Origin of the sequence: Cellulomonas sp. Root485 (assembly GCF_001426705.1) — a bacterium.
Taxonomy (GTDB): domain Bacteria; phylum Actinomycetota; class Actinomycetes; order Actinomycetales; family Cellulomonadaceae; genus Cellulomonas.
Map to the genome: position 1 here is coordinate 407879 of NZ_LMFC01000001.1, position 24049 is coordinate 431927.

A 24049-nucleotide genomic window follows, 5' to 3' on the forward strand; every position below is an offset into this window, starting at 1 on the left:
GGTCTGCCACCGGCGCGGTGTCAGCCTTCCGTCGGGCGCACGTCGTGGACGAGGGTCGTTGGTCCCGTGTGTCGTGTGTGCGCGCCCACTTGTCATACAACCGCACTCCGGGCGTCGGCGCAGTAGGTGTGGGCGAACGCACGCCGAACGTCCGGTGGTGCCCCGACCCGGTCGCTGCGCAGGTCAGCGGGGTTGTGGGCGGTTCCCGGCGGCTCGACGGGGTTCGGGCCGGTCCGCTGCTGCGGGGTACCGTGAGGCGTGACCGAGCAGACCCCCGCCGCCGTCGCGCGTGAGCGCGCGGACGGTCCTGCGGAGGTTCCTCCGGACGACCACAGCGACGACCGGGCGCTGCGCGCGGTCCCGGCGTGGGAGCAGGCCGAGCGTCGCCCGCCGACGACGATGCTCCGGGCGGCGGTGCGGCCCCGGATGCTGCTGCTGCTCGTCCTGCTGCTCGCAGCCGCTGCACTGTGCGCCCGCCTGGGCGCGTGGCAGCTGGACCGCGCCCAGGTGCACGGCGCCGCTGCCGCGGAGCGCCACACCGCCGAGCTCGTCGCCGCCCCCGCCGTCCCGCTCGACGACGTGCTGGTCCCGCAGACGACGTTCACCGGCGACCTGGTCGGCCGCAAGGTGGCTGTGACCGGGACGTACGACGCCGACGGCCAGCTGCTGGTGACCGGTCGGGCGCACGACGGGACCACGGGCCTCCTCGTCCTGACGCCCCTGACCACGACCGAAGGCGCCGTGCTCCCGGTCGTGCGCGGCTGGGTGGCGACACCCGCCGACGCCGACGTGCCCCCGGACGGGACCGTCGACGTCACGGGCTACCTGCAGGCGTCGGAGCAGGCAGGCACCGGGGTGGCCGACGGGCAGACCGACGCGATCAGCTCCGCGGAGCTGCTCAACTCCTGGGGCGGCCCCATCTACACCGGCTACCTCGTGGTCTCGTCGTCGGACCCCGCGCAGTCCGGGTCCGTCGCGTTGCTGGACCCGCCGACCAAGCCCGGCGCCGGCCTCAACATCCAGAACCTCGCCTACGCCGCCCAGTGGTGGATCTTCGGCGCGTTCGCCGTGCTGCTGTGGCTGCGGCTGGTCCGCGACGAGGCCCGCGGCTCGGGAGCCGACGTCAGCCCAGCGGAGGGCGACGTCGCAGCTCCTTGACGGCGCGGCGCTTCTGCTCGCCCTGCACGCGGCGCACCTGTGATCCCCGGCTGGGCCGGGTGGCGCGGCGCGTCGGACCCGGGGGAGCGAGGGCGTCGTCGAGGAGTGCGTGCACACGCGTGAGGGCGGCCTCGCGGTTGCGCAGCTGGGACCGGTACTCCTGGGCGCTCAGCGTGAGCAGCGACCCGCGCAGCCGGCCCGCCAGGCGTGCCAGGACCCGGTCCTGCTGCGTCGGGCTGGTCCACGGGATGCGTGCGAGGTCGACCGTGAGCTCGACGCGGGAGTCGGTCGTGTTCACCGACTGACCGCCGGGGCCGCTGGAGCGCGAGAAGCGCCACGCGAGGGCGTCGTCGGGTACGACGACGCCCCCGCGCAGCACCAGAGGACCGGTCATGTCAGTCGTGCTGCCAGGAGTGCCACAGCGCGGCGTAGTCGCCACCGGCCGCGACCAGCTCGTCGTGCGGCCCGATCTCGGTGATCCGGCCGCCGTCGACCACCGCCACGCGGTCCGCGTCGTGCGCGGTGTGCAGGCGGTGGGCGATCGCGACCACGGTCCGGCCCGAGAGCACCGCGGACAGCGAGCGCTCGAGGTGCCGGGCCGCCCGCGGGTCGAGCAGCGAGGTCGCCTCGTCGAGCACCAGCGTGTGCGGGTCGAGCAGCACGAGCCGGGCGAGCGCGATCTGCTGGGCCTGCGCCGGGGTGAGCGCAGCACCGCCCGACCCCACCTCGGTCTCCAGGCCCTCGGGCAGCGCCTGCACCCACTCCCACGCGTCGACCGCGCGCAGCGCACGCTCGAGCGCGGCCGCGTCGGCGTCCACCTGGGCCAGGCGCAGGTTGTCCGCGACCGACCCGACGAACACGTGGTGCTCCTGGGTGACCAGGGCGACGTGCCCGCGCAGCTCCTCGAGCGGCAGGTCGATGAGCGGCACGCCACCGACCGTGACGGTGCCGTCGGTGGGCGGGTGGATGCCGGCGAGCATCCGCCCGAGCGTCGACTTGCCGGCACCGGACGGTCCGACCACGGCCAGCCGCTCACCCGCGGCCAGGTCGAGGTCGATGCCGTGCAGCACGTTGTGGCCCTCGCGGTAGGCGTAGGTGAGCCCACGCGAGGCGATGTCCTCGTCGACCGGCGTGCCCTCGCGCGACTCGCGGTCGGGCTCGACCAGCTGCACCCCCACGATGCGCGCGAGCGAGGTCGCCGCCACCTGGATCTCGTCGACCCAGAAGATCAGCTCCCACACCGGCCCGGTGACCTGGTAGGTGTACAGCACGATCGTGGTGACCGCGCCGACCGTCACGTAGCCCTCCGACGCGAGGTAGCCGCCCCACAGCAGCACGGCGGCCGGTGCCAGCACGAACGCCGCGTCGATGCCCGGGAACAGGATCGTGCGCAGGCGCAGCGTCACCTTCTCGGCCTCGAACGCCTCGCGCAGGTCGGCGTCGACGCGGCCCATCCGGCGCCGGCCGAGCCGCAGGGCGTCGACCGTGCGCGCGCCCTCGACGGACTCGGTGATGGTCCCGTTGAGCACCGCGTACGCGGCCGACTCCCGCTGGTAGGCCGGCGTGGCGCGCTTGAGGTACCAGCGCACGACCAGCAGCAGCGTGGGCACGCCGATGAACATCGCCAGCGACACCACGGGCGAGAGCACGAGGCAGGCGACGATCGTGAGCGAGATGGTGACCACCGCGACGATGACCCGGGGAACGCCGAAGCGGACCGCGTGCTGCAGCTTGTTGACGTCGTTCGTCGTGCGCGCCACCAGGTCACCGGTGCCGGCCCGCTCCACCACGGACAGCGGCAGGGCCGTGACCTTCTCGATGAACTCCTCGCGCAGCTCGGCGAACACCTCCTCGCCGAACACCATGGACGCGCGCTGCGCGAACCGGATGAGCACGGTCTGCGCGAGCACGGCGAGGGCACCGACGGCGATCAGCGTGTTGATGTACGTCGCCGTGGTGCCGCCGGTGACGGCGTCGATGAGCATGCCCAGCAGCCACGGCCCGGCGAGGCCGGCGGTCGCGGCGAGCGTGTGCAGGACCGCGATGAGGACCAGCGGGCGGCGGTGCTTGCGGAAGAGCACGCCCGTGTAGGCCCGGACCGTCGCCGTGTCGGCGATGGGGAGCTTCATGACTGTCCTCCGCTCTGCTGCTCGGCCATCAGTTCCTGGTAAATCCGCTCGTCGTCCGCGAGGACCTCGATGCTGCTGTTCTCGACGGACTCCTCGTCCATCTGCCGGCCGACCACCGCCCGGTAGGCGCGCGCGACCTCGGGGTCGTCGGCGCCGTGCAGGAGCAGGTCGTCATGGCTGGCGCGGGCGCGCACCCGACCGTCCTGGACGAACGCGACCTCGTCCACGTGGTCCAGCACCAGCGGGCTGGCGGTGACCACGAGCGTGGTGCGACCGCGCCGGACGTCGGCCAGCCGTGCGGCGATCCGGGCCTCGGTGTGGGCGTCGACCGCACTGGTCGGCTCCACGAGCACGAGGATCTCCGGGTCGATGAGCAGCGCACGGGCGAGGGCGACGCGCTGGCGCTGCCCGCCGGACAGCGAGCGGCCCTTCTCGGGCAGCTCGCCGGCCAGACCGTCGGGCACCGAGTCGAGCACGTCCTGCGCGTCGGCCGTGGCGATGACGCGCAGCAGGTCGTCCTGCGTGGCCGAGCCGCGCACGTCGAGCTCCTCCTCCAGCAAGCCGGAGAACAGGTGCGGCGTCGCCTCCGCGACGACGATGCGCTCGCGCACGAGCTCCTTGTCGAGCTCGGACAGCAGCACGCCGCCGAGGCGCACCGGGGTGTCCTGCTCCGCCGCGTCGTCGAACCGGCCGAGCCGGGTGGCGATGCGGGCTGACTCGTCGGGGTCGGCGCTCACCAGTGCGACGACCGTGCCGGGCTCCAGGTGCAGCCCGCTGACCTCGTCGACCAGCGGCACGTGGGGCGCCGGCGCGTCGGCCGTGCCGGGCGTCGCGCCGGTCGCCGGGACGACCTGCAGGACCTTGACCACCTTGGTCGCGCCGATGTGCGCCCGCGTCGCCGCCTGGAGCATCTGCGTCGCGTTCTGCACCGGCCACGACAGGAACGCCGCGAACCCGTACGTCGACACCAGCTGGCCGGGCGTGATCGTGCCCGCCAGCGCCATGTGGGCGCCGAGCCAGATGAGCGTGACGACGAACGCACCGGGCAGGAGTACCTGGAGGGCGTCGAGCACCGACTGCGTCCGGGCCACCTCGACGCCGCGGCGCCGCGTCTCCTGCGACTGCGCGCGGTAGCGCCCGGTGAAGACCTCCTCGCCGCCGATCCCGCGCAGGATGCGCAGGCCGGAGACCGTGTCGGAGCCCAGCGTGGTCAGCCGGCCCGACGCCTCCCGCTGCGCCGACTGCCGCCGGGACAGCGGCTTGACGAGCAGGCCGAGGATCGCCGCGACCGTCGGTAGGCCCAGGACGACCACGAGCCCGAGCGGCACGGAGACGCGGAGCATCAGCACCGCGACGATGCCGTAGGCGACCAGGCTGCCGAGGAAGTGGGCGGCGAGCGCGAAGACCTCACCGATGCGCAGCGCGTCGTTGGCGACCGCCGAGACGACCTCGCCCGTCGGCAGCTCCTTGGTGATGGTGTGGCCCGACCGGGCGACGGTCCGACCGACCAGCTGCGAGGACGTGAACGCGGCGCGCAGCCAGTTGTTCACGTCGTAGCGGTGACCGATCGCGGACGTCGTGATGATGACCGCGCCGAGCGCCAGGAGCGTGCCGCACGCGCGCCAGAGATCCGGACCGAAGCCGCTCGCCAGGCCGTCGTCGATGGCCCGGCCGACGACGAACGGGGTGAACGCCTGCGCCGCGAACTGCAGGACGCCCAGGCCGACGGCGGTCAGGAGGATGCCCCACTGCCGACCGGCCAGCCACCAGAGCAGCGCCGTGGGCCCGCTCAGGGGCGGGATGCCGGGGTCGTCGAGGGGGAGAGAACGCACGAGGAGCAACGTTACGGGGCGGTACCCACACGGCCCGAACGGTTTTCCACGTCAGCCGGTGTAGCCGACCGCCTGCGGGGTGCGGGCCGCCGGACGGCTGGTGACGAGACAGGCCACGGTCCCGACCGCCATCCACAGGACCAGGTCGGCCGCCCACGCGAGAGGTCCGTCGAGGAAGGCGCCCGCGACGAAGGCCTCGCCCTGCCAGGCGAACGGGTCGGCCAGGTAGCCGACGAGCAGACCGACCGCGGCCGACGTGCGCAGTGCCGACCGGTGCGCGGCGAGGAGCTCGCGACGGGTGCACCAGACCACGACGACGACCAGCACCACGACCACGAGCACCGCGCGCACCGCCGTCCCCGCCCGGTCGTCGAGGGTCGCTCCGGCGACCCAGGACCCGGTGAGGGCCGCGGCGCAGGCCCCGACGGCGGTGCCGATCGCGATCCGAGCGCTGAGCGCTGCACGCATGCGCGAGCCTTTCGTCGTCGATCCCCCCGTCCCGCTCCATCGTGCGGGTGAAAAGGAGACGGCGTCGTGGGCCCTCGGGCTCAAAGCCGGTGGGCCCGTGTACCCGCACGCCCGGTGCCACGGACCCGCCGGGCGAGCACCTGACGCGGCGACGATGGACAGGTGCTTCACGACCCGCCGGCGACACCGCCCGGACCACCCCGCGAGACCACGCCCCCGGGGCGCAGGTCCCAGCGCTCGAAGCTGCCCACCGGCGCCTCGACCACGGCAACGACGCCGCGACGAGGCTTGGTGACGCCCCACGGGCGGAGCACGAGGGTCTCGACGACGCCCCCCGCGGCGTCGAGCAGCGCGACGTCGAGACTCACCCGCATGCCGATGCCGTGCACCGACGACTCGGGCTCGAGCCAGAGTGCTTCAGGCAACTCGCGGCGTCCGAGAAGGCCCCGGAACCGGGCCCCCCAGGTGTCCGCGACCTCGACGGTGGCCACCGCGGAGCCGTTCACCAGCAAGAGTGATCTGGACGGTAATGCGCTCATCGTCCCCCTATCATGTGCGTGGTCTGCCGCCCCGCGGGCCTCGTCCGGAAGCTGGCGGGGACCATCGTCGCAGGGGCGCGCGGGCCCCGGAATCCTGTCCCGCGGGTCGACGCACTCGTCGTGTCCGTGGCGGCTGTCAGGTTGTTCAGGTTCGGCAGGATCGGCACGTCTGTCTCGGACCGCGCACAGGGGGAGCTCACGCCGGATGCCAGCGATCGTCATCACCGCGCTCCTCGACGTCGGGACGGATGCTCCCGCCACGGGAGCGTCGCGCGTCACGGTCGTCGCGCCGACCGACCTGGCCGGTGTGAGCAGCACGGACCTGGCCGATGCCACGCACGCGCTCGTCATCGGGGAGCGCCGCCACGACACCCTGGTCCGGCGGTACGCCGCCGCGCTCGCGGACCGCGGACCGGCCGTCGCGTGGCGGACGTTCCCGCACGGTCCCGGGGCGCTCCTGGTGCTGGCCAACCAGGCGGCGTCCATCGGCCTCGACGCCGGCCAGACGGTGGCCTTCCTCGACGCCGTGGCGAGCCTGACGTGGAGCGGCGCCTGGACGCCGTCCGTCGCCAACCTCTCGGACCCCGCACCGTCGATCGGTGAGCACCTGCGGTCGCTGACGCCCGGCGGGAAGGGCTTCGTCGTCACCCTGTCGGGCGCGCACCCCTCCGTGGAGCCGGTCGGCAGACCGGTCGCGCCCGAGCCGGGGCCGGACCGCGGGACGCTGTACTGCGCCACCCCCGACCTCCTGACGCCGGCGGCACGCGAGCACCTGCTCGCCGCGAGCCGCTGCTCGACCGTCGTCGAGGTGCCCCTCATGCACGTCGGCGTGGTCGGTCGCCTGGGCACCGACCGTGCCGTCGAGGCGGTCGCGCTGCCCGGCGGCGGTGGCGTGCAGCTGCCGGCCGCGCGCGGCACCTGCCCCACCTGCGCGACCACCGTCTTCACCGACTTCTGCCCGTTCTGCCACGTGCGGCGGACGGATCCGACCGACCTCCGAGGAGCCCTTGCGTGAACCCCCGCCAGCGACGCGGAGTCCTGTTCATCCTGCTGTCCGTCGTCATCGCCGTCGTGGTCTTCTTCCTCGTGGCCTCGTACGTGGGCAACGTGTCGAGCAAGGTGGGTTCCGTGGTGACGGTCTACCGGGCCGCCGACGACCTCCCCGCGTTCACCACGCTCGACGAGTCGTCGATCGTCGCCGACGAGGTGCCCGACCGCTGGCTCTCGACCTCGGCACGCGTGACGCAGGACGATCTCCTGGGCCGCAAGGTGGGGGTCAACCTCGAGGAGGGCACGATGATCACGACGGACGTGCTCGTGCCGCCGTCGGACCTCAGCCCGACGGAGCGCGAGATCGCCATCAACGTCGACGAGGTGACGGGGATCGCGGACCGCATCGTGCCCGGCGACCACGTCGACATCTACGCGGTGTTCGCCGACGTGCCCGGGCTGCCCAAGCAGGTGCGCGTGCTGGTGGAGGACGTCCGGGTGGTGTCCGTCCGCGGGAGCCAGGTGCTGGTGGACGAGGACAGCGAGACGGGTCAGACGTCCGTCGTCCCCGTGACGCTCGCGCTGGAGCCGAACGACGCGCTCGCGGTCACGTACGCCTCCGCGTTCGCGCAGGAGGTCCGGCTCGTGGGTCTGCCGGCCGGTTCCGGTGAGGACCGCACGGGCGAGGAGGACGAGTTCGACGCCACCAACCTCGGCGGGGTCGCTGTGCCGGAAGGGGAGCAGGGCTGATGGCAGGCACCGTCGTCATCGGGTGCGCGGACCAGTCGCTCGCCTACGAGCTGCGTTCCCAGCTGGCCGAGGCCGCCGACGTCGAGGTCGTGGGGGTCGCCGAGACGACGACCGAGATGGCGGACCTCGTGCTGCAGCGCGAGCCGAACCTGGTGCTCGTCCACGACCTGCTCGGGCCTGAGCCCGTGCACCAGGTCATCCGGGACCTCGGGCTGCGCAGGCCCGCGAGCGTGGCGATCGTCGTGACGAGCGACGGCGACCCCGAGTCGCTGGCCTCCGCGATGGATGCCGGCGCCCGTGGCGTGCTCTCCTACCCTCTGTCGTTCGCCGACGTGCAGCAGCGCGTCAACACCGCGCTCGACTGGTCGCGGCACATGGAGAGCCTGCTGGTCAGCGCGTCCAGCGACGGCGGGAGCGCCCGGGGCCGCGCGACCGTCGTGGCGGTGACCGGCACCAAGGGCGGGGTGGGCACGACGACGCTGGTCACCCACCTCGCGTGGGACGTCCGCCGCGAGCTGCCCGAGCACAAGGTGCTCGTCGTCGACCTCGACCTGGAGAAGGGCGACGTCTCCAGCCTCATCGAGGCGCGTGCGCGCACCTCGGTCGCGGACCTGGCGAAGGTGGCGCAGGACCTCTCGGTCCGCACCGTCGCCGACGCCGTCTTCGAGCACGAGTCCGGCATCCACCTGCTCCTGCCGCCCGACGACGTCCGCGACGTCGAGTGGGTCACCCCGGCCGCGATCCGTCAGATCGTCGGGCTGCTGCGCCAGCAGTACGACCTGGTGCTGATCGACGTCGGCGCGCACGTGACCCCGGTGCAGGCGGCGGTCGTGGAGATCGCCGACGAGGTGGTCTCGGTGGTCACGCCGGACCTCGTGAGCATCCGCGCCCTGCGCCGCACCCTGGGCTGGTGGGAGTCGCTGCAGGTGCGCAAGCCCGAGGCCGTGCACGTCCTGATCAACAAGGCGTCCCGGACCGACGAGGTGCAGCCGGAGACGGTCAAGCGCCTGTCGCCCGGCCCCGTGCTCGCCACCGTGCTGCCGGACATGGGCCACAAGCTCGAGACCGCGATGAACTCGCGCGCCCCCGAGCTGGTCACCGACCCGGCGTGGTGGCGCGCGCTGCGCGCGTTCGGCCGCGAGGTCGGCGTGGTGCGCAGGCCCTCGGCGGCGGGCGACCCGGCGTCGGCGGCCCCCGCCCCGCGACCGCGGCGCTCGGGCGGGCGACGGGAGCGGGCGGCGGCCGACGAGTCCGGTTCGGTGGCGATCGAGCTGGTCGCGCTGCTCCCGGCGATCGTGCTCGTCTGCGCGGTGCTGTGGCAGCTGGGCCTGACCGGCCTCACCTACGTGTGGACCGGCTACGGTGCTGCGGCGGCGGCACGGTCCGTCGCGCTGGGGGCCAGCCCGGCGGACGTGCGGGCGGCGACGCTCGACGCGTTCCCGGCGGGGATGCGGTCCACGGTCGACGTGGACGTCGCGACGCCGCGGCCGTCGTCGGTCGACGTCAGCGTGCGCATCCCCGTGGTGATGCCCGGTGTGCTCAACACCCCGTGGACCGCGACGATCAGCAGAGATGTGGTGAGGGAGCCGTGATCGCACGAGCACGAGCACGAGCACAGCGGCGTCCGGAGGGTGAGCGCGGGTCGTCGGCGATCGAGGTGCTCGGCATCATGCCGGTCGTCGTCATCGTCATCCTCGCGCTCCTGCAGGTCGCTGCCGCGGCCGTCACCACGCTCGCCGCCAACCAGGCGGTCCGCGACGGTGCCCGGGCGATGAGCCTGGGCCGCTCGGTCCCGGCGGCGGTCGAGGCCTCGCTCCCCGGCGGCATGCACGCGGACCAGATCACGTACCCGGCCAACGGCGTGCGGATCGAGGTCCCGGTGCTGCGGATCGGCATCTTCCCCAGCTTCACGGTGGTCCGTGAGGCCGCCATGCCGCGGACGGCGCCCTGATGCGCGCGGGCTTCGGTGAGTGGGCGCACCGCACGGACCCGCTCCCGTCGACCCCGGAGGCCGTCCTCGGCGCGCTCGCGCCGACGCGCAGCGACCTCGACGAGGGCCTCGTCTCCACCTTCAAGCGCAAGCTGCTCGACGAGGTCGACCTGCACGAGCTGGGGCGCCTGGACCCGGGCCAGCGCCGCATCCGGCTCGAGCGCGTGGTGGCGCACCTGGTGTCCACCGAGGGCGTCATCCTCACCACGCGGGAGCGCAACGCGCTCATCCGCCGCGTCGTCGACGAGTCGATCGGTCTCGGTGTCCTCGAGCCGCTGCTGGCCGACGAGACCGTATCCGAGATCATGATCAACGGCCCCGACACCATCTACGTGGAGCGGTTCGGCCAGGTCGAGCGGGTGTCGGCGTCGTTCGCGTCCGAGGAGCAGCTGCGCCAGACGATCGACCGGATCGTGTCCACCGTGAACCGCCGCGTCGACGAGTCGAGCCCCATGGTCGACGCACGGCTCCCCGCCGACGAGCGGATGCCCCGCGGCGCCCGTGTCCACGTCGTGCTGCCGCCGCTGGTCCTCAACGGGCCGACGGTCACCATCCGGCTGTTCCCGAAGTCCTACGGTCTCGACGAGCTGCTCAACCGCGGCAGCCTCGACGAGCCGACCGCGGAGCTGATGGCCGCGTGCGTCCGGGCCCGGCTGAACATCATCGTCTCCGGCGGCACCTCGTCGGGGAAGACGACGATGCTCAACGCGCTGTCGGCGTTCATCCAGGGCCGGCAGCGCATCATCACCATCGAGGACGCCGCCGAGCTGTCCCTGGTCCAGGACCACGTGGTGCGGCTCGAGACGCGTCCGGCGAACGTCGAGGGCCAGGGCCAGGTCACCATCCGCGACCTGGTCCGCAACGCCCTGCGCATGCGCCCGGACCGGATCATCGTCGGTGAGGTCCGCGGCGGCGAGGCGCTCGACATGCTGCAGGCCATGAACACCGGCCATGAGGGCTCGCTGGCCACCGTGCACGCGAACTCGACCGTCGACGCGCTGATCCGCCTGGAGACGCTCGCGTCGATGAGCGACGTCGAGGTGCCGTTCCACGCCCTGCGGGACCAGGTGAACAACGCCGTGGACCTCGTCGTCCAGCTGCTCCGCGGCTCGGACGGGACCCGTCGCGTGGTCGAGGTGGGGTGGGTGTCCTCCCGGCACCGTGAGGACTTCGAGGTCCAGCCGCTCATGAGGTGGGACCCGGAGATCCCCAACCCGTCCGGTCCTCCCGGCCGGTTCGTGCGCTATCCCATCCCGCAGCCGATCCTGGACAAGCTGCGCATCGCCGGGGAGCCGATCGGGCTGTCCGCCGTGCGCCCGACGGTCGCGCCCGGCCCGGGGGTCAGCACCCCGCAGGCCCCGCCGACGGCCTCGGGTCGCAGGGTGGCGCCGTGATCATCCTCGTCATCCTGCTCGGCGTGCTCGCGGCGGCGATCTTCTTCGTGCTCGGCGTCGGCAACCTCGGTGGCGCGATGGCGCGGCGCCGGTCGCTGGTGGCCGGGGTCGTCTCGGACGACCTGGGGTCGCAGACGCGCTTCGAGCAGTGGGACCGGGCGTTCCGCCGCACCGGACCGGGGCGGTGGGTCGAGGGCCAGCTGCTCCTGGCGGGCGAGGAGAGGCGCGCGCCGCTGCTCGTCGCCGTGATCGCGGTCAGCGTTGGCGTCGCCATCGGCTGGGTGCTCGCCGTGGGCCTGGCACCGATCTTCGGGCTGCTCGGCATCGCCGCGGTCGTGGTCGGCGTCCGGGCCTACCTCGCCCGTGCGAAGGACCGGCGCAACGAGCAGTTCATCGCCCAGATGCCCGAGCTCGCGCGGGTGCTGTCCAACGCGACGAGCGCGGGGCTGTCGATCGCCTCGGCCGTCAGCATCGCCGCCAGCGAGCTGTCCGAGCCCGCCGGCCCCGAGCTCGCGCGGGTTGCGTCGCGCATGCGTTTCGGCGACAGCCTGGACACGGCCATGCAAGGCCTCGAGGCCCGACTTCCGTCGCGTGAGGTCACCGTCCTCATCTCGACCCTGCTGGTCAGCGCCCGCAGCGGTGGGTCGCTGGTCAGCGCCCTGCGGGACATCGCCGACACGCTCGAGGCCCGTCGCGAGACCCGCCGCGAGGTGCGCACCACGCTCGCGCAGTCCACGTCCACCGGCTACCTCGTCATCGGGATGGGCTTCGCGCTGCTGTTCGTGCTGAACCTCATCCAGCCGGGCACGGTGCAGGCGATGACCGAGTCGTGGATCGGTCGGGCTGCCCTGCTCGTCGGGTCGTCGCTGTTCGTCGGCGGCTTCCTGCTCATCCGCCGGATGACGAGGTACGACGGATGAGCGCCTGGCTGGGACTGCTCGTGGGGCTCGCTGCGGCCGGGGCCGCCGTGCTGTTCATGGTCGGCTACCGCCAGATGCGGTCGGACGCCATGGACACCCTGGCGGTCGACGACCTGAACCTCCTGCGAGGGCAGCAGCGCCGACGTGCCGAGGGCGAGCTCCCGCTGAGCAAGCTCGCGCGGAGCCAGGTGCCCCGGCTGCGCCGGCTCCTGGGGCCGGCACGCCTGGCCCGGTTGCAGCGCATGATCGACGAGGCGGGGCGGCCCGACGGGCTCACCGTGGATGGCTACCTCACCCGGACCGCCTGGTGGGCCCTGCTCACCCTGCCGCTGTTCCTGATGCTGCTGCTGCTCGGCAACCTGCTGCTCGCCGCGCTGGCCCTGGTCGTCCCCGTGCTCCTGCCGCTCGCCGCGGTCTCGGGTGCTCAGCGTCGGCGGCGCGAGCAGATCGACCGCGACCTGCCCGACTTCCTCGACGTCCTGGCGGTCACGGTCATGGCCGGCGTGAACTTCCGCGCCGCCCTCGCCCGGGTCGCGGAGCGGTTCGAGGGTCCGCTCGGCGAGGAGATCACGCTGACCCTGCACCAGATCGCCAACGGCGCGTCGGTGCGGCAGGCGTTCCAGGACCTGCGGCGGCGCAGCTCGTCGGAGGCCGTGGCGCAGTTCGTCTCCGCGCTCCTGCAGTCCCAGGAGCTGGGTGCGCCGCTCGCCGAGTCGCTCAAGCAGATCGCCGAGGACATGCGCCGTGAGAGCGGGCAGAGGCAGCGACGGGCCGCAGCGAGGACCGCTCCACGGGTGACGCTGGTGACCTCCCTGGTGCTGGTCCCGGGGGCCCTGATCTTCATCGTCGTCGGCCTGTTCCTCGGTGCCGACGTCGACGTCGCGTCGTTGCTGGGATGAGCGGCACCGTGCAGCGCGACTTCACGCAGCGCATCGTCGCCGTCGCGCTCCTGGTGCGCCTGCTGGCGATCACGGTGGCGCTCTTCGGCATGATCGGCGAGCCCATCACGGGCACGATGCTGGCCGCCGTCCTGGTGCTGTCGGCGACCAGCTTCTCGTTCCTCATGTACCCGAGCGTCGCGAACTTCGTCGTGCACCACCCGCTCGCGGTCGTGGCCGACCTGCTGCTCACCCTCGTCGTGCTGGCTGCACTGGGGGTCGAGAGCCCGCTGGTCCTGGCCACGTTCTCGACCGCGCTGATCATGGGGATCCTCTTCGATCGTCGGATCGCGATCCTCGGTGCGACGGCGCTGGTCTCCGGGTTCCTGCTCGTCGACCAGCTCCAGGCGTCGCCGACGAACGGCTTCATGATCAACCTCGGCATCCCGGCGATGTATGTCGCGCTGGTGGCCATCGGCTCGGTCGTACGCCACGCCCACGAGCGTGAGGTGGCGGCGGCCAAGGAGCTGGTCGACGCGCATCGGGCCCTGGCGTCCGCCGACGAGCGGGCGCGCCTGGCGCGGGAGATGCACGACTCGCTGGGCAAGACGCTGCACGGCATCGCCCTGGCCGCCGAGGCGCTGCCCGTCTGGGTCGAGCGCGACCCGCCGACGGCGGTGCGGTACGCGCACGGGTTGGCGGACGCCGCCAACCAGGCCGCGGCCGAGGCTCGCTCGCTCCTGGTCCGGTTGCGCGCGGACGAGCCGGACCGACCGCTGGCGCAGGTGCTGGCCGAGCAGTGCCGGACGTGGGCGGCGGAGACGGGCATCGAGTGCGTCTTCGAGACGCACGGCGCGGTCGACCTGTCGACCGACGCCCGCTACGAGGCGCTGGCGATCGTCTCCGAGGCCCTGGAGAACGTGCAGCGCCACGCGGACGCCGACCGCGTGAGCGTGTCGCTGGCCGGCGCTGCCGGTGGCACGGTCCGGGTCGAGGTCGTCGACGACGGGCGCGGGTTCGTCGTGCCCAGCGGCGGTGTCAGCCCGCCGAACCACTTCGGCCTGACCGGCATGCACGAGCGCGCGGCGCACGCGGGGGCGGACCTCACGGTGACGTCCCGCCCCGGTGCGGGCACCCGCGTGGTCCTCGATCTCGATCCGACGAAGGAGTCCTCAGGTGTCCGGTGACGGCTCGACGATCGCGGGGGTGGCGTCCGACCACCCCGCACTGACGCAGGTCACCGTGGTGATCGTGGACGACAACGCGGTGATCCGGATGGGGCTGCGCAGCCTCGTCGAGGCGTCGGACCGCATCCGGGTGGTGGGCGAGGCGGGTGACGGCGAGGAGGCGGTGCGCGTGGTGCGTGCCGTGCAGCCCGACGTGGTCCTCCTCGACGTGCGGATGCCGCGGCGCGACGGTGTGCAGGTGGCGGCCGAGGTCCGGCAGTGGTGCAAGATCCTCATGCTCACCTACTCCGACGCTCCCGAGATCGTCCGTGCCGCCGTGGACGCCGGAGCGAGCGGGTACCTGGTGCACGGTCAGTTCGCCTCGCACGAGCTCGAGCGCTCGATCCTCGCCGTCGCCGAGGGCTCGTTCCTGCTCTCGCCGGCGGCGGCGCAGGCGCTGCGGGAGACGTGGGTCGTCCCGGCGGAGCCCGCGGCCCCGGCGCGTCCCGACGTGGGTCTCTCCGAGCGCCAGCGTGAGGTCATGGAGCTCATCGCCGCCGGTCGCACCAACAGCGAGATCGCGGCGACGTGCTACCTGTCGGAGAAGACGGTCAAGAACCACGTCAACCACATCTTCGCCCGGCTGGGTGTCCGGACCCGCGCCGAGGCGGTCTCGGTGTGGCTCGGCGGGGTCTGACGCCCCAGGTCCGGTCGGTCACAGATGGGCCCGAGGTTGGGCCCACGGACCCGCCGGGGACGTCCGGAGCGTCCGTAATGTTTCCGGTGTCAGCAAGGGGCTCGGGAGACCGGGACCGCAGAGAGAGCATCCGACCGGTGTCCCCGGGCGGCACACGTGGAGGAGCACACTCATGACCCGCATGTTCGTCAACACCAAGATCCGCATCGAGAAGGCCATCGAGGCTCGTGAGGCCGGCCAGGGCACGCTGGAGTACCTCGGCATCGTCGTCGTCGTCGTCCTCCTCGTCGGCGCGATGATCGCGGCCTTCCAGGCGTTCAACCTCGGCACGAAGCTCACGACCGAGCTCAACAAGATCCTCCCCGGCGGCTGATCCGGACGGACGCGACGCGACGGCTCCACGCTCCTGGCGTGGGGCCGTTTCGCCGCGTCGCGGACGGCGCGAGGTCGGTCCGGGCGGGTGCCGACCTCTACGCTGGCACGACCACGACGAGGAAGAGGGACACGTGAGACGCGCTCCAGTGATTGTGCTAGCAGCCATCGCGCTCGTGCTGACGACCGCCTCCGCAGACGCGGGAGACGGCGGACGTGTACCGACGGGCACGGTGGAGGTCGACGGTCAGGACGTCCCGGTGCTGGGCAGCTACGCGTTCCACTACGCGAACGGCGACACGGAGCCCGAGGTGCGCGGTCTCATCCACGGCGTGCGTCGCGTCGAGGGCGGCACCGTCCTGTACTACTCGATGGGCTGGAACGGCACGGAGGACTTCGTCGCGACCTTTGCCTTCCCCCTCTCGGAGAACCCGTACCAGCGCGCGTACGCCACGGATGTCAGCCTCGTCGACACCGGCAACCTCCTCTCGTACGCGCCCCTCGCCACCGACCAGACGACGTTCACCTCGGCCACGGGCGACCTCGGCTCCGGGCCGGGCGAGCTTCGCGTCGGCTGGGCGCTGTTCCCCGAGCTCGCAGCCGACGTCACCGAGGTGCAGGTCCTGATGCCGTTCAGCACGGCCGCCGGGACGATCCCCGTCGAGGACGGCCCCCTGGAGCCGATCGGCGACGCCCCGGCGCCCTACGTGGGCGAGGGGTGGCCCGCCCTCCCTGATGCCGCGGAGACGGCGTCGGCAGACCCCGCCCGCTTCACCTACGACCTCGTGCGACGCTCGGGCGACCTGGCCGGCACCGCCAAGGTGGAGGAGTCGATCGAGAGCGTGGCGGTCACGCTGGACGCCAACGTGCTCTTCGCGTCCGGGTCGGCCGAGCTGACGCCGGAGGCGAGCAGCGCGCTGTCGGCCGTCGCGGCAGACATCGCGGCCCGGGGGACCGGCGAGGTCGTCGTCGCGGGCCACACCGACTCCGACGGGTCGGACAGCTTCAACCAGACCTTGTCCGAGCAGCGCGCCGCCTCCGTGCTGGCGGTGCTCCAGCCCGCAGCGGGATCGAACGTCACGTTCGTCGCGGTGGGCAAGGGCGAGTCCGAGCCGGTCGCCGACAACGCGACCGACGAGGGCAAGCAGGCCAACCGCCGTGTGACGGTCGTCTACGGCGTCGAGGGGGAGTCGTGAGAAGCACAGCACGCACGTTCGCGATCGGCGCGCTGTCGCTCGCCGCGGCCGTGGTCCTGGTCGGATGCACCGGTGACGACGACCCGTCGCCCACCGGATCGAGCTCCGTGCAGCCGAGCGAGTCGTCCGCCGAGTCGATGACCCGCGCCGAGCTGGAGTCCGCCGTCTTCGACGAGGAGTCCGGCAGCAGCGAGGTCCTCGGCTCGGCGGAGGGTGCCGTGCCGGACCCGCTCGCCCCGCACCCGGCGCGGATCGACGTGAACGCCGTCATCGCGGACGAGACCAGCACGACGGTGTGGTTCACGCTGGTCAACACCGAGGACACCGATCCTCTGCTGCAGTTCTCGGCCTTCAACAAGCTGCGGCCGCTCTCCGACGACATCCGGGACATCGCCCTGGTGGACACCGTGGCCGAGCAGCGCCTCCAGCCGTACATCGGCCAGCGGGCGGGCACGGACTCGAACAGGTGCACGTGCTCGGACGCTCCTCTGGGCATGTCGTCGGTCGGCATGCTGCTCTCCGGGGTCTTCCCGCCGGTCGAGCAGTCGACCTCGACCGTCACCCTCGAGATCCCGGGCTTCGCTCCGATCGAGAACCTCCCGGTGACGCGATCGTGAGGTCCTGGCAGTCGCGGGTGCGCGCGGTGACCCGTCGCGACGACGGGCTGGCCGCCACGGCGGTCATCCTCACCGTCGTGGTGGGGGTCCTCGTGCTCCTGTTCGTCTACGTCATCCCGCTCCTGGCCGGCACGGACAAGGCCGGACAGACGCAGACCGCGGCGGACGCGGCGGCGCTGGCGGGTGCGGTCGGGGCCAGGGACCGGGCGGTCGACGAGATCGACGGCGCAGTCTGGGACCTGCGGATCGCCGCGCTGTTCGGGACGCGGGAGACGTGGCGGTTCCACGATGCCGCCACCGGCGGGAGCGGCTTCGCCCGAGCGCAGCAGTACGCGGTGCGCAACGACGCGTCGGTGGAGTCCTACCACCACGACGCTGCGCGTGACCAGGTCACCGTGGACGTGCGCCTCGACGCACGCGGTCCCGAGAACCGCATCGCCCGGTCCAGTGGGACCGCCCGGGTGGGCGTCGAGCTGGCCAGCTGCGAGATCGTCGCCGAGCGGGACATCGTCGGCTACACCGAGCCGCCGGAGGAGACCCCGACGCCCGAGCCGACGCCGACGCCGAGCCCGACGCCCACCCCGACTCCCACGCCGCCGTTCGTCCCCCAGCCGATCTACGGCCCATGGGAGTACCGGATGACCTGTGACGGCGCGGACGGGTTCAGCGACTCGGACTCGGACATCGACCAGCTGGTCGACCGCGCGAAGTCCCGGCTCGGCGACCTGGAGCCCCGCCTCATCTCCTGACACGACTCCGTCCACCTGGGTCCGTGGGCCCACGGGCAGCGGCCGATCGAGGTCGCGGGGCCCGGCGGAACGCTGTGCGAACGCACCTACCGTGGGCGACGTGACGCACCACGCAGACGAAAGGTTGGCCGAGTGATACCGACACGCGCGCTCCGGCGCCGCGGCCTCCGGCTCGACGACCGCGGTGCGGGGTCGCTCGAGTACGTCGGCGTGGTCGCCGTCGTCGCCGTCCTGGTCGGTGCGCTCGTGCTGGGCTTCGTCAACAGCCACTACGGCGAGAACCTGTCCGCGCAGCTGTGCAGGCTCACGTCGGCCGTCGGCGGCGGCTCGTGCCCCGTCCCCCCGGTGGAGCGGTCGCCGGAGGACTACATCCCGCCGGACGAGTGCGTCATCTCGTCGAGCGGTGAGGAGTCGAACACCGGCCTGACGGTCGTCGTCGACGTCCAGAGCGGGGAGACGTGGGTCATCGAGAAGCTGGGTGACGGCACGTACCGGCTGACTCGTGCCCGGTCGGGTGGGGTGGGTATCGGCGTGGGTGTCGGGTTCGACTTCTCCGCCACGCTCGACGACCAGACGTACGGCGTGGGCGCGACCGCCAAGGCGAACGTCGCGCTCGTCGTCGGTGGGGGCGAGTCGTACATCGCCACGTCCGAGGAGCAGGCCCGCAACATCCTGGACCAGAAGCGCAACGACGAGACCAAGGACTCGCTCGTCGGCGACGACAACCCGGTCCGCGACGGCGTCGACTGGCTCAACGACAAGCTGGGCGGCAGCAACAAGTACGAGCAGCTGGACCCCGACGAGTGGTTCGTCGAGGCGGGCGTCGAGGGTGCGGCGTCAGCCGGAGCGTCGACGCCGCTGGGGACGGTCGGTGCGGAAGCCGCGATCGAGGCGTACCTCGGCCGGACCAACCGGGCGGACGGCACCAGCACGGACTACCTGCGCGCCGAGATGTCGATCGGTGGCGGCATGAAGGGCCGAGGCCCGAACGCCCAGGGGTACGACACCTTCGTGCAGCTCACGGCCGAGGGGTCCGCCGGTGCGGTGATCGAGGTCGACCGCGACAAGAACGGGAACCCGACGACCTTCCGCATCAAGAGCGTGCTGATGGGCAACGCCACCGGCGACAGCTCGTACAGCGGGACGGTCGACGACGACCCCGAGTACACGGAGCGGACGATCGACATCCCGCTCGACACCGAGGCCGGTCGCCAGACGGCCGCACGGGTCCTGCAGGCGGCCGGCGTCCCGTACTACCCGGGCATCACCGACTCGGTGGACATCCCGCAGATCGCGCGGGACAAGATCGACCCGGCGGGGCTCGGCCGCGAGCTGGGCATGCTCGCCGCGGCGCGCGGGCACATCTCGGAGCAGACGTACACGCTGGGCACCAGCGAGAACGGGTTCAACGCCGAGGGTGAGCTGGGGGTCCAGCTGGGCCTGTCGCACAGCTCCGTCAGCAGCACCCGGTCCACGTCGGACCACAAGTACTGGAACGGGACCGAGATGGTGGACCGTGCCGGGTGCGTGGTGTGACAACCTTCTCGCGGCACACCGGCTCGCGCCCCCACCCTTCTCGGAGGTCTTCCTTGCGTCCCCACCAGCTCATCGGAGCCCGGGTGGCCGTCCTCGTCGGGGCGTTCGCCCTGCTCGCGGCCTGCACGTCGTCCTCGGGCGACGGAACGGACAGCGTGCTGACCCCGAGCCCCGCCCCCTCCGGGTGGACCGCCCAGGAGCTCGCCGGCGTGCAGCTGGCGACCCCCACGGACTGGGAGCCGTACGAGACGGACCCCCCGGAGGGTGACGACGTGACGGCCGCCGGCCTGAAGATGCCGCTCGGACCCGACGGCGCCGGAGGCTCGGTGTACGTGGTCACCTCGGGCTCGCCGACCAGGGACGCCAAGGCGTCGAGCGCCAACAGCCGGACGGTCGGGGAGGCCACCCTCGGCGCAGAGGACGTCGTCGAGGAGCAGCTGACGTGGCCCGGCGCGGACGCGGCGGCCTACCTGAGGTACGAGGCGGACCTGCCGATGCCCTCGGGCGACGACGTGCGGTTCCGGTACGAGACGCTCACCCTCGACCTGCCCGACGGGAGCCAGTCCATCGTGACGGTGGTGGGTCCGGTGTCGAGGTACGAGGAGACCGGCCAGCACGACGTGCTCGCGAGCGTGACGGTCGGTGAGTGACCGCATGGGCATCTACTCGGGCAGCAACATCAAGCGGACCGCGCGGTTCTTCGGGACCGCCGCGTTGTTCGCGGCACCGCTCTTCGCCCTGCTCGGCATCGCCGGCATCCTCGGTCTCGGCTCCTTCGGCGGCACCGCACCGGTGGAGATCCTCCGGTCGGCACCGGCCGGGTCCCCGGTCGAGCTGGCCAACAGCGTCCACGGGGACGCCGTCTGGGGCCAGCCGGCCGTCGACCTGTCCGCGGTGGCCTGCGAGGCGTCGAGCTCGGACGGAGCGAGGACCGAGGACCTCACGGTCGGTGCGACGGACGGCCTGACGGAGGCCGACGACGCGCAGGGCACCGGGACGTGGATCAGGCTGGCGACCACCACCACCACTCTCGACGGCGTCTCGCTGGTCACGTGCAGCGGCGGAGGGCTGGAGCTGGTCGGCGTGTCCGTCGACCCCGGGGACGGCAAGCGCGGCACACCGGGTGCACCGTTCCTCGTGTTCGCGGCGTTCCTGGTCGTCCTGGGCCTCGTCCTGCGCCGCGTGACCTCACCGCAGGAGCGCTGAGCCTGTAGCCGGTGGTCAGGCAGCCGGCTCGTAGCCGAGCGGCTCGCGGTTCGTCGCGGACCGGGTCGCCAGGAGTACGGCACCCATCCCGACCGCGGTCCAGAGCGCGAGGTCGACCGCCGCAGAGGCGAGACCCACGGGGACGAACGTCTGCGCGACGAACGCGCGTCCCAGCCACGACAGCGGGTTGAGCAGGTACCCCAGCACCAGGCCGACGGCCGCCGAGCGGCGCAGGACGGTGCGGTCGACATCGAGCAGGTGCCGTCGCACGGCGATCGCGGGGACCAGCACCAGGACGAGCACGACGAGCACGGCCCGGACGGTCACGCCGGCCCCCACGGAGAGCGTGGTGCTGCCGACCCACAGCGCGAGCAGTCCCGCGACGAAGCCGCCGATGGCGGTCGCGAGCGCGATCTGCACGGTGAGCGCCAGGCGCATGCTCGGGTGTCCCTTCGTCGGTCATCCGCCGGCGCGGCGGTCCGCCAGGAGGGTATCCCGACCGCAGGGCCCACCCGGGCTGGGCCTCGAGGCCCAGGCGTGGGTCCACGGACGAACCGTGGGACCCGGAGCAGGCGCGCGGTGCGGTCCTAGCGTCGAAGCCATGGACCAGATCGATCTCCGGGCCGCGGTCGTCGGCCTCGTCACGGGTGTGCTCGGGGCCCGCGTGGTGGCGGTGCTGGTCGGGCTGAGCGGTCCGCGCCCGGCGCTGGTCCTCGCGGTGGCGCAGCTCGCGCTGCTCATCGTCGTCGGCTCGCTCGTGGCCGCGCTGCAGAGGCGTCGGCTCGGCGTGTGGACGCGCACGGCCGCCCTGCGCACGACGCTCACCGCCGGAGGGGCGGGCCTGGTGGTCGCGCTGGTCCTCGAGGCCACGGCCGTGGCCGTGCAGGGCGGGCCGGGGGTCATGCCGGTGACGGTCCTGGTCGAGGCGGTGGTGTGGCTCGGCGGGCCGGCGCTCGGCTGTGTCCTCGTGCGACCCGGCGACGCGCGCGTCCGGGCCGTCGGCGTCGTGTCGTGAGACCGGCGAGGCTGCCGTCGGGCGATCGTGGCGCCTCCACGACGGAGCTGCTGGGAGTCGTCGTCGTGGCCGCGCTGCTCGTCGTCGGGGTGGTGGCGGGGGTCTCGAGCTACCCGGACCGGCTCGCGGCGCAGCTGTGCAGGCTCGTCGCCGTGACCAGCGGGTCCGACGGCGCGTCGTGCGGAGCGGGGCCGACGGCGCAGGAGCCGACGGACGAGGACTACGTGCCGCCCGCGTGCATGTTCCACGAGGAGAGCGAGCAGTACTCGGCCACGGTCAAGGTGTGGTTCTTCGAGCTCGGCCAGGACTCCGGGTTCGTCGTGCAGGAGTTCGCCGACGGGACCGTGCGGGCCACCGTCACGGACGGGGTCGGCATCGGCGCGGGCGGCTCGGTGACGTCCAGCACGTTCGACGCGGGCAAGCTCGGCAACGGCGACAACGCGGGGCTCGACATCGACCTCGGCGGCGGCGTCACGTTCTCCTACGGCGACACCTGGGCGTTCGACTCGCCGGAGCAGTGGGCCGAGATGAAGGAGCAGCTGGACGACTACCTGATGCAGCAGGAGATGCTCAAGCACGAGGGCGGCGTCTGGGCGGCGAAGTCCATGGGCTGGAAGGACCCGCCCAAGGACCCACAGGTGTCCTTCACCATGACCGAGCTGGAGCTGTCGCTCGACGCGGCCTTCGGCCTGCAGGACCCCACCGGCGCGACGGACGCGGCGGGCGACCCGGAGTTCTTCGACCCGAACGTCGGTGTGACCCTGTCGGCGACGGCGGGCGCGGCCGTGGTGGTCGAGACCAACCACGAGACCGGTGAGCAGAGCTGGACCTACGAGGTGTCCGGGGAGGGCGCGGTCCGTGCGGACGTCGTCGTCGGTCACGGCGAGGCGGCCGGAAAGATCGAGGGGGCGTTCACGGTGACGCGCAACAAGGACGGCGAGGTCACGGAGGTGGTGTTCCAGTCGTCCCGGGAGGGTGGCGTGTCGGGAGGTCTCGGCAACGACTCGTTCGACCAGGCGTCCGGCAGCGCGGACCACAGCGAGTCGGACGAGGTGGTGACCACCACACGGCTCACGGTCGACGACGAGAACCGCGACCTCGTCGACACGTGGCTCGCGGACCGCAACGACGCCGGTGTCGCGGTGTCGCTGCCGTTCGCCGCGATGGTCCCGGCCGGCCCGTCGGACGACCCGTTCCTCGACCTGCTCTACCGCAGCGCCACCACGAGCCAGATCGTCTACCACAACGTCAAGGACTCCTGGGAGTTCGAGGCCGCGATCAAGAAGGGCTGGCAGTTCGGGTTCGGCATCTCGGGGGAGAGCGCCACCGCCGACGCGGTCGACGCCGACTACCTGGGCGCCCCGCGCGGTGACGGGATCCGGCCGTTCCTGCCCGACGAGACGTGCCGATGAGCGCGGGCGGGCGGCTGCGCGCCGCGGACCTGCTGTGGGCGTGGGCTGCTGCCCTGGCCGGCTTCCTGGTGGGTGAGTACGGCTCGGGGGTCCTGCTCGTGCTGCGGGCCGACGCGGCGCTGGGGCTGCTGTGGCTCCCGTGGCTCGCGGCGCCGGTGCTCGCCGGGCTGCTGGGTGCGGCGGTGCTGCCCGTCGCGCGGGTGACCGCCCGGTGGCAGTGGCTCGTCGCGACCGTCCCGGTGCCGCTCGGCGCCGCGGTGGTGACGACCGCCGTGGTGGTCGCCTCCGGCTCGACCGCCGCAGGACTCGTGCTCTCGATCGTGGTGCAGGTGCTCCTGTGCGCCGCCGTCGCGGCCGGGGTGGGAGCATGGCGGTCCGCCCGGTACGCCCGCCGCCCGGCGCAGCCCGTGACCTACACGACCCCCCACCCGGAGGACCAGCGAGCATGACCTCACCCCACCGCGCCGCAGCGACGGGCGTCGCCCTGGCTCTGAGCCTCGCGCTCGCGGGGTGCTCCGGCGGGTCCGGTGCCCCGGACGGCTGGACCCGCGTGCAGGACGGGTGGCTGCAGGTGGACGTGCCCGACGACTGGACCGACGCCGGCGCTCTGGACGACCCGTGGACCCTGAGCCGTCACGACGGCGACGACGCAACCGTCGAGCTCGCCGGCGCCCCGACGCTGGGCTACTACCGCGCGGCCGAAGGTCGCGGGATCCTGCTGGCGTCCATGCAGGTGGGCGGCTACCCGGACTTCGCGGTCGTCGAGCAGTCCGACCCGGTCGACTCCGGTGACCTGGAGCTGACGCGCACCGACTTCACGTACGCGGCGCAGGACGGAGGAGACCGGCTGGAGGGTGTCCTGTGGGTCGGTTCCGACCCCGCCACGACGAAGGCGGTCGCGGTCCAGCTCACCGGCCCCGACCTGCCGGCCGACGTCGTGGACCAGGTGCAGGACAGCATCGCGGTGCTCGACACCGACGCCACCCCCGGCACCTGACGACAAGCACGACCGGGGTGGGTCCCAGGTCCCAACTC

At 72.8% G+C, this 24049-nt stretch carries 27 protein-coding genes; 21 read left to right on the forward strand and 6 right to left on the reverse strand.

Going from position 1 to position 24049, the window contains the following annotated elements; all coding sequences use genetic code 11:
• Positions 1 to 258: 258 nt before the first annotated feature.
• Positions 259 to 1158: an SURF1 family protein gene (locus ASD16_RS02045; protein ID WP_235523072.1), complete on the forward strand. Its 900-nt coding sequence runs from the start codon at positions 259 to 261 to the stop codon at positions 1156 to 1158.
• On the opposite strand, the gene arfB is transcribed toward ASD16_RS02045, so the two are convergent.
• From arfB to ASD16_RS22415, 5 genes are all read right to left on the reverse strand, one after another.
• A complete protein-coding gene (arfB, locus tag ASD16_RS02050) occupies positions 1124 to 1552 on the reverse strand; it encodes an alternative ribosome rescue aminoacyl-tRNA hydrolase ArfB (protein WP_055912266.1) in 429 nt (142 codons plus the stop codon). The genes ASD16_RS02045 and arfB overlap by 35 nt on opposite strands.
• A gap of 1 nt (position 1553) precedes the next feature.
• Positions 1554 to 3287, reverse strand: coding sequence for an ABC transporter ATP-binding protein (locus ASD16_RS02055; protein WP_055912267.1), 1734 nt, complete (start codon positions 3285 to 3287; stop codon positions 1554 to 1556).
• The gene (locus ASD16_RS02060; RefSeq protein WP_055912269.1) at positions 3284 to 5119 is read right to left on the reverse strand and encodes an ABC transporter ATP-binding protein; all 1836 of its coding nucleotides are present in this window, start codon (positions 5117 to 5119) and stop codon (positions 3284 to 3286) included. The genes ASD16_RS02055 and ASD16_RS02060 overlap by 4 nt, the downstream gene beginning before the upstream one ends.
• Before the next feature lie 51 nt (positions 5120 to 5170).
• Positions 5171 to 5587 (reverse strand): hypothetical protein, encoded by a 417-nt coding sequence (locus ASD16_RS02065; protein ID WP_055912271.1) that lies wholly within the window; start codon positions 5585 to 5587, stop codon positions 5171 to 5173.
• Between the two features lie 167 nt (positions 5588 to 5754).
• Positions 5755 to 6348, reverse strand: coding sequence for a DUF192 domain-containing protein (locus ASD16_RS22415; protein ID WP_369817890.1), 594 nt, complete (start codon positions 6346 to 6348; stop codon positions 5755 to 5757).
• On the opposite strand from ASD16_RS22415, the gene ASD16_RS21910 reads away from it, so the two are divergent.
• The 16 genes from ASD16_RS21910 (at position 6332) to ASD16_RS02150 (ending at position 20587) form a co-directional block, all read left to right on the forward strand.
• Positions 6332 to 7141 carry a hypothetical protein gene (locus tag ASD16_RS21910; RefSeq protein ID WP_055912275.1) on the forward strand — a complete coding sequence of 270 codons (810 nt, stop codon included), beginning with the start codon at positions 6332 to 6334 and terminating at the stop codon, positions 7139 to 7141. The two genes, ASD16_RS22415 and ASD16_RS21910, sit on opposite strands and share 17 nt — an antisense overlap.
• Positions 7138 to 7866, forward strand: a complete 729-nt coding sequence (cpaB, locus tag ASD16_RS02080) for a Flp pilus assembly protein CpaB (RefSeq protein ID WP_055912277.1) — start codon at positions 7138 to 7140, stop codon at positions 7864 to 7866. Before ASD16_RS21910 ends, cpaB begins: the two co-directional genes overlap by 4 nt.
• Complete coding sequence (locus ASD16_RS02085; RefSeq protein WP_055912279.1) at positions 7866 to 9458, forward strand: AAA family ATPase; 1593 nt, start codon at positions 7866 to 7868, stop codon at positions 9456 to 9458. The genes cpaB and ASD16_RS02085 overlap by 1 nt, the downstream gene beginning before the upstream one ends.
• Entirely contained in the window at positions 9455 to 9817 is a 363-nt protein-coding gene (locus ASD16_RS02090) for a TadE/TadG family type IV pilus assembly protein (protein WP_055912281.1), read from the forward strand. The genes ASD16_RS02085 and ASD16_RS02090 overlap by 4 nt, the downstream gene beginning before the upstream one ends.
• Entirely contained in the window at positions 9817 to 11250 is a 1434-nt protein-coding gene (locus tag ASD16_RS02095; RefSeq protein ID WP_055912284.1) for a CpaF family protein, read from the forward strand. Before ASD16_RS02090 ends, ASD16_RS02095 begins: the two co-directional genes overlap by 1 nt.
• Positions 11247 to 12170: a type II secretion system F family protein gene (locus ASD16_RS02100; protein WP_055912286.1), complete on the forward strand. Its 924-nt coding sequence runs from the start codon at positions 11247 to 11249 to the stop codon at positions 12168 to 12170. The genes ASD16_RS02095 and ASD16_RS02100 overlap by 4 nt, the downstream gene beginning before the upstream one ends.
• Positions 12167 to 13069: a type II secretion system F family protein gene (locus tag ASD16_RS02105; protein WP_055912288.1), complete on the forward strand. Its 903-nt coding sequence runs from the start codon at positions 12167 to 12169 to the stop codon at positions 13067 to 13069. The genes ASD16_RS02100 and ASD16_RS02105 overlap by 4 nt, the downstream gene beginning before the upstream one ends.
• Entirely contained in the window at positions 13066 to 14235 is a 1170-nt protein-coding gene (locus ASD16_RS02110; RefSeq protein WP_055912290.1) for a sensor histidine kinase, read from the forward strand. Before ASD16_RS02105 ends, ASD16_RS02110 begins: the two co-directional genes overlap by 4 nt.
• Positions 14225 to 14911, forward strand: a complete 687-nt coding sequence (locus ASD16_RS02115) for a response regulator transcription factor (protein WP_200942800.1) — start codon at positions 14225 to 14227, stop codon at positions 14909 to 14911. The genes ASD16_RS02110 and ASD16_RS02115 overlap by 11 nt, the downstream gene beginning before the upstream one ends.
• Positions 14912 to 15083: 172 nt before the next feature.
• Positions 15084 to 15284 carry a hypothetical protein gene (locus ASD16_RS02120; protein WP_055912292.1) on the forward strand — a complete coding sequence of 67 codons (201 nt, stop codon included), beginning with the start codon at positions 15084 to 15086 and terminating at the stop codon, positions 15282 to 15284.
• Positions 15285 to 15438: 154 nt separating this feature from the next.
• A complete protein-coding gene (locus ASD16_RS02125) occupies positions 15439 to 16479 on the forward strand; it encodes an OmpA family protein (RefSeq protein WP_055912293.1) in 1041 nt (346 codons plus the stop codon).
• Entirely contained in the window at positions 16476 to 17096 is a 621-nt protein-coding gene (locus ASD16_RS02130; protein WP_055912295.1) for a hypothetical protein, read from the forward strand. Before ASD16_RS02125 ends, ASD16_RS02130 begins: the two co-directional genes overlap by 4 nt.
• Entirely contained in the window at positions 17093 to 17845 is a 753-nt protein-coding gene (locus ASD16_RS02135) for a hypothetical protein (RefSeq protein ID WP_157453757.1), read from the forward strand. The genes ASD16_RS02130 and ASD16_RS02135 overlap by 4 nt, the downstream gene beginning before the upstream one ends.
• Positions 17846 to 17977: 132 nt before the next feature.
• Entirely contained in the window at positions 17978 to 19381 is a 1404-nt protein-coding gene (locus tag ASD16_RS02140) for a hypothetical protein (RefSeq protein WP_055912299.1), read from the forward strand.
• An 83-nt stretch (positions 19382 to 19464) separates the two neighbouring features.
• Entirely contained in the window at positions 19465 to 20031 is a 567-nt protein-coding gene (locus ASD16_RS02145; RefSeq protein WP_055912300.1) for a hypothetical protein, read from the forward strand.
• Entirely contained in the window at positions 20024 to 20587 is a 564-nt protein-coding gene (locus ASD16_RS02150) for a hypothetical protein (protein WP_157453759.1), read from the forward strand. Before ASD16_RS02145 ends, ASD16_RS02150 begins: the two co-directional genes overlap by 8 nt.
• Positions 20588 to 20602: 15 nt before the next feature.
• Here ASD16_RS02150 and ASD16_RS02155 read toward each other — a convergent pair whose 3' ends face one another.
• Positions 20603 to 21025, reverse strand: a complete 423-nt coding sequence (locus ASD16_RS02155; protein ID WP_055912304.1) for a hypothetical protein — start codon at positions 21023 to 21025, stop codon at positions 20603 to 20605.
• 163 nt (positions 21026 to 21188) lie between these two features.
• On the opposite strand from ASD16_RS02155, the gene ASD16_RS02160 reads away from it, so the two are divergent.
• From ASD16_RS02160 to ASD16_RS02175, 4 genes are read left to right on the forward strand one after another with little or no spacing between them, the layout of a single operon-like run.
• Complete coding sequence (locus tag ASD16_RS02160) at positions 21189 to 21602, forward strand: hypothetical protein (RefSeq protein WP_055912307.1); 414 nt, start codon at positions 21189 to 21191, stop codon at positions 21600 to 21602.
• Positions 21599 to 23014 carry a hypothetical protein gene (locus tag ASD16_RS02165; RefSeq protein WP_055912308.1) on the forward strand — a complete coding sequence of 472 codons (1416 nt, stop codon included), beginning with the start codon at positions 21599 to 21601 and terminating at the stop codon, positions 23012 to 23014. The genes ASD16_RS02160 and ASD16_RS02165 overlap by 4 nt, the downstream gene beginning before the upstream one ends.
• A complete protein-coding gene (locus tag ASD16_RS02170) occupies positions 23011 to 23463 on the forward strand; it encodes a hypothetical protein (RefSeq protein WP_157453760.1) in 453 nt (150 codons plus the stop codon). Before ASD16_RS02165 ends, ASD16_RS02170 begins: the two co-directional genes overlap by 4 nt.
• Positions 23460 to 24011, forward strand: a complete 552-nt coding sequence (locus tag ASD16_RS02175) for a hypothetical protein (protein ID WP_055912312.1) — start codon at positions 23460 to 23462, stop codon at positions 24009 to 24011. The genes ASD16_RS02170 and ASD16_RS02175 overlap by 4 nt, the downstream gene beginning before the upstream one ends.
• Positions 24012 to 24049: the final 38 nt, after the last annotated feature.